At 50.3% G+C, this 4,072-nt stretch carries 5 protein-coding genes and 1 pseudogene; 5 read left to right on the forward strand and 1 reads right to left on the reverse strand.

The annotated features are described in order from the left end of the window. Positions 1 to 207, forward strand: a pseudogene (locus QCH34_RS07940) (condensation protein); the annotation flags it as partial. Between the two features lie 141 nt (positions 208 to 348). Here QCH34_RS07940 and QCH34_RS07945 read toward each other — a convergent pair. After that, on the reverse strand, positions 349 to 927 hold the full coding sequence (locus QCH34_RS07945; RefSeq protein ID WP_300332619.1) for a class I SAM-dependent methyltransferase: 579 nt from the start codon (positions 925 to 927) through the stop codon (positions 349 to 351). 28 nt (positions 928 to 955) lie between these two features. On the opposite strand from QCH34_RS07945, the gene QCH34_RS07950 reads away from it, so the two are divergent. From QCH34_RS07950 to QCH34_RS07965, 4 genes are all read left to right on the forward strand, one after another. Next, positions 956 to 1,294 (forward strand): J domain-containing protein, encoded by a 339-nt coding sequence (locus QCH34_RS07950; RefSeq protein ID WP_300332621.1) that lies wholly within the window; start codon positions 956 to 958, stop codon positions 1,292 to 1,294. Positions 1,295 to 1,502: 208 nt separating this feature from the next. Continuing rightward, entirely contained in the window at positions 1,503 to 2,534 is a 1,032-nt protein-coding gene (gene wtpA, locus QCH34_RS07955; RefSeq protein ID WP_300332623.1) for a tungstate ABC transporter substrate-binding protein WtpA, read from the forward strand. A gap of 30 nt (positions 2,535 to 2,564) precedes the next feature. Then, positions 2,565 to 3,377 (forward strand): ABC transporter permease, encoded by an 813-nt coding sequence (locus QCH34_RS07960; protein WP_300332625.1) that lies wholly within the window; start codon positions 2,565 to 2,567, stop codon positions 3,375 to 3,377. Beyond that, a partial coding sequence (locus tag QCH34_RS07965) for an ATP-binding cassette domain-containing protein (RefSeq protein ID WP_300332627.1) occupies positions 3,364 to 4,072 on the forward strand: 709 nt, incomplete at its 3' end. The genes QCH34_RS07960 and QCH34_RS07965, both read left to right, overlap by 14 nt.

Raw genomic sequence — 4,072 nt, forward strand, 5'->3', positions numbered from 1 at the left:
TATCTCCCTATGCCCGGAAAAGAAGGACGTGCTCTCTCCCTCGAACGGTTCCACTTCATCCCCTGCATCTGCTGGCCAAATGGGTTTCTGGTCACCGCCTATACCTTCAGGGGAGAACTTACCCTGATAACAGCATATGAGGAGGGGCCGTACTCAACGGAGACGGTTGAGCGGTTTCTGGAGTATATGGATGGGTATATGGCGTAATTTTGGTCAAGGGGATGAATGCAGATGATTGCGGCTTGAACCGTACATCGATCGTGCCTTGACCCTCTGCTCTCCGGTATATGTCTCTTTCCGGAGATGCCGGAATGGTGTTGTGGAGTAGCCAGAGGAGATTTAGGTAATTTACAGCTTCTTCCCGACGATCACCGCGAACCCCCGTGCCCTTTGTGAGATTGAAACTTCTGAAAAACCCGCATCTCTATAGAAGGCGGTGACCTCATCAACTGAATAATAGGTGACATACCGGAGAAAACGCCCTTTTATATCTTCATTCTGGTATTTGCGTGCGATTTCCCCATCCCGCTCGATGAAGCCAAGTACGAGTGTTCCGTTCGTTTTCAGGAGACGGTATGCCTCCTGAAAGACAGGGAATGGATCATTCAGAAAACAGATGACAGTCATCATCAGGATGGCATCGCAGGTGGTGCCGCGGAACGGGGTGTGCTCTCCAACGCCGATCACAGTTTCTACCCCCCGTGCACGTGCTTGTGCTGCCAGTGCGTGTGATGGGTCGATACCCAGAGATATGCCGAGAGGGGCTGCAAAACGCCCGGAACCAACGCCTATCTCCAGCCCCAGCCCCTCTGTTGGCACCGCATCCCGGAGCATAGAGAGCTGGGCGGAATAGATATGGGGATGATCATCGAACCAGCGGTCATAATCGTCCGCATCGTCTTCAAAGGCCTGTCGCAATGGGTTCATTTATCGTCCTGTGGTCACATGATATCGTATGGCTGCTCGTAAATGTCTTTCTCTCAGGGAGGCTGCGGATATTCTGGGTATCGGTGATGCGGCAAGCATCAGCCAGATTCGCGCCCGCTATCATGCCCTTGCACGGGAGTGGCATCCGGATGTCTCGGGATATGAATCCGAAGAGACGCACAATGGCATGGTCCGCCTGAATGAGGCATATGAGGTACTGATTGAGTACTGTATGGGGTATGAGATTCCTTTTTCTGATGAAGAACAGGCAGATGGGGCAGATAAAGGATATGATAGCGGCTGGATGGAGCAGTATGGGTGCGATCCGATCTGGGGGCATGGGGATTCCCGTTATAATCCACGTTAACCAAAAAGATCTTTTTTGCATAGTATTGACTCTTCTCTCTTTATTCAGGTTTTTTTTGTTCTTTTGGGGCAAAAATGTTGTCCATTATGCTCAGTGTTCATAGAACTATAATGGTTCTTATCGATCTTTGTTCAATAAGTTAATTAAACTACATTTACATCAGAAACAAATGGGTATATTTAATTTACATAATCGTCAATCTCCTGATATGAAAGAGATGAAGAGTATTTTCATCGCTCTGGCCCTTGTTGTGGCTGCAGTATTCCTCTGCGGCTGCGTGGGCCAGAATGAACCTGCACCGACAGTAACCACTCCGGAAATCTCCGGCATTGTAATGGTCTTCCATGCCGGAAGCCTCACGGTTCCTTTCGAGGAGCTGGCGGCTGCATTTGAAGCAAAATATCCCGGTACCACTGTACAGCTGGTTCCTGCCGGCTCAACGAAACTTGCCAAGGATATTTCCGACCTCGATAAGAGCGCCGATGTCTTTGCATCAGCTGACTACACGCTTATCCCGGGACTGCTGGTTCCATCGCATGCCGACTGGTATGTTACATTTGCCAAAAACCGGATGGTGCTCTGCTATACAGATGACAGCCTGTATGTGGATGAGATCAATGCCGACAACTGGTATACAATCCTCGAAAAACCCGATGTGGCATGGGCCTTCTCTGACCCCAATCTCGACCCCTGCGGGTACCGCTCTCTGATGACAATACAGCTCGCAGAAGCACACTATGGCGATGATACCATCTTTGACCGGCTCGTTGGAGCAAACTCTGCAATCACAGTGACTGAAGAGAATGGCATCTTTACTGTCCACGCAAAATCACCTGAGCCAAAAGGCAACATCCAGATCCGTCCGAAATCTGTTGAACTTGTCCAGATGCTCCAGAGCGGCGGCCTCGACTATGCATGGGAGTACCAGTCGGTTGCTGTGCAGCACGATCTCAAATTCATCGTACTTCCTGAGGCAATCGACCTCTCATCCATCCAGTACGAGTCTGCCTATGCCACTGTTCTTATTGAAACTGAAGGCGGCATGATGAAGGGACTGCCAATTGTCTACGGTGCAACTGTCCCGAAGAATGCAGAGAATCCTGATGCAGGTCTTGCATTTGTCGAGATGTTAATCGGTCCCACCGGGCAGGCTATTATGGATGGCCAGGGCCAGCCCCCGGTTGTCCCCGCAGGCGGATTTGGCTCTGTACCTTCAGTATTGAAGGCACTCACCGCCTGACACCCTTAACTTTTTTTCTGCCCGATACCTATGGCTCAAATCCCAGTTCTCCGTGATCGCTGCCTCATCTCCTTCTCCCTCCTCGGCGGTCTCATTCTTTCGCTCACATTACTTGCCCTCCTGAATATGACGGTTCGGGAACTCTCAGATATTCCCCACCTGCTGCAGGTGGCAGCCGACTCAAAAGTGATTGACTCGATCATACTCACCATGGCAGCCGGTGCAAACGCCATTGTAATTCTTGTGTTCCTCGGCATCCCGCTTGCCTATGTGCTTGCCAGGACAGATTTCCGGGGAAAGAGATTTGTCGAGACGATTGTTGATATCCCTCTGATGCTTCCCCACACGGTTGCAGGAATTCTTGTGTATATCCTCTTTATGAAACGGGGATTGATCGGGGGGCCTCTCTATGATATCGGGTTTTCATTCGAAGATGCCTATCCCGGGATTGTTGTTGCGATGCTCTTTGTCTCTTCCCCGTATTTCATCAATTCGGCACGGGAAGGTTTTGAGAAAGTCCCGGTGCATCTTGAGAATGTCGCGAGAACTCTTGGCGCATCCCGGTTTTTGGCATTCCTGCATGTTGTCCTGCCGCTCTCTGCACGATACATCTATAATGGGGCAATATTTTCATGGGGGCGGGCGATTGGGGAATTTGCAGCCATCATCATGATCGCCTATTATCCGATGGTGATCTCAACATTGCTCTATTACCGCTTCACAACCGGGGGTCTCAAGGAGAGCAGCACCATTGCGTTTATTATGATATTCGCGTGTTTTGCAGTCTTTTTGGCACTCCGGTACCTGTCACGCTTTATCGGGAGGCACGATGATCGAGTTTAGGCATTTATCTCTTGCACTTGGAGATTTTGCACTCCGTGATGTGAGTATCAAAATCAACAGGGGAGATTATTATTTTATCATCGGTCCATCCGGTGCCGGAAAGACCGTTATCCTTGAGGCGATTGCGGGGCTTCATCTCCCTGATAAAGGAGAGGTGCTCATAAATGGCTCCAATACAACGTTGATACCCCCGGAGAAACGCCGGATTTCTCTTGTATACCAGGATTACTCGCTCTTCCCTCATATGGTGGTTGAGAAGAATATCGGGTTTGGCATGAAGATGCAGAAACGTCCCCGTGATGAAATTGATCGCCGGGTGGATGAGCTTCTCATGCAGTTTGGGATCTCTCATCTGAGAAACCGGTATCCGGGAACCCTGAGTGGAGGAGAGCAGCAACGTGTGGCGATTGCACGTGCTCTTGCCTCTGATCCGGAAATTCTCCTCCTCGACGAACCGTTCGCCGCACTTGATCCAATCACCCGTGAACAGATTATTGCAGATCTTCTCAGGATACACCGGGAAGAGCATCTCACGATTGTCCAGGTGACACACGCACGGGAAGAGATCCTTCGTATGGCAACCCGTTGTGCGGTGATTATCGATGGTGTCCGGATGCAGGAGGGGCCGGTTGATTCCGTATTTGAAACCCCGAAGAGTTCTGCTGTTGCCCGTTTTATTGGTATGGAGAATATTC

The organism is Methanocalculus sp., assembly GCF_029762515.1.
In the GTDB taxonomy this organism is placed as follows: Archaea; Halobacteriota; Methanomicrobia; order Methanomicrobiales; family Methanocorpusculaceae; genus Methanocalculus.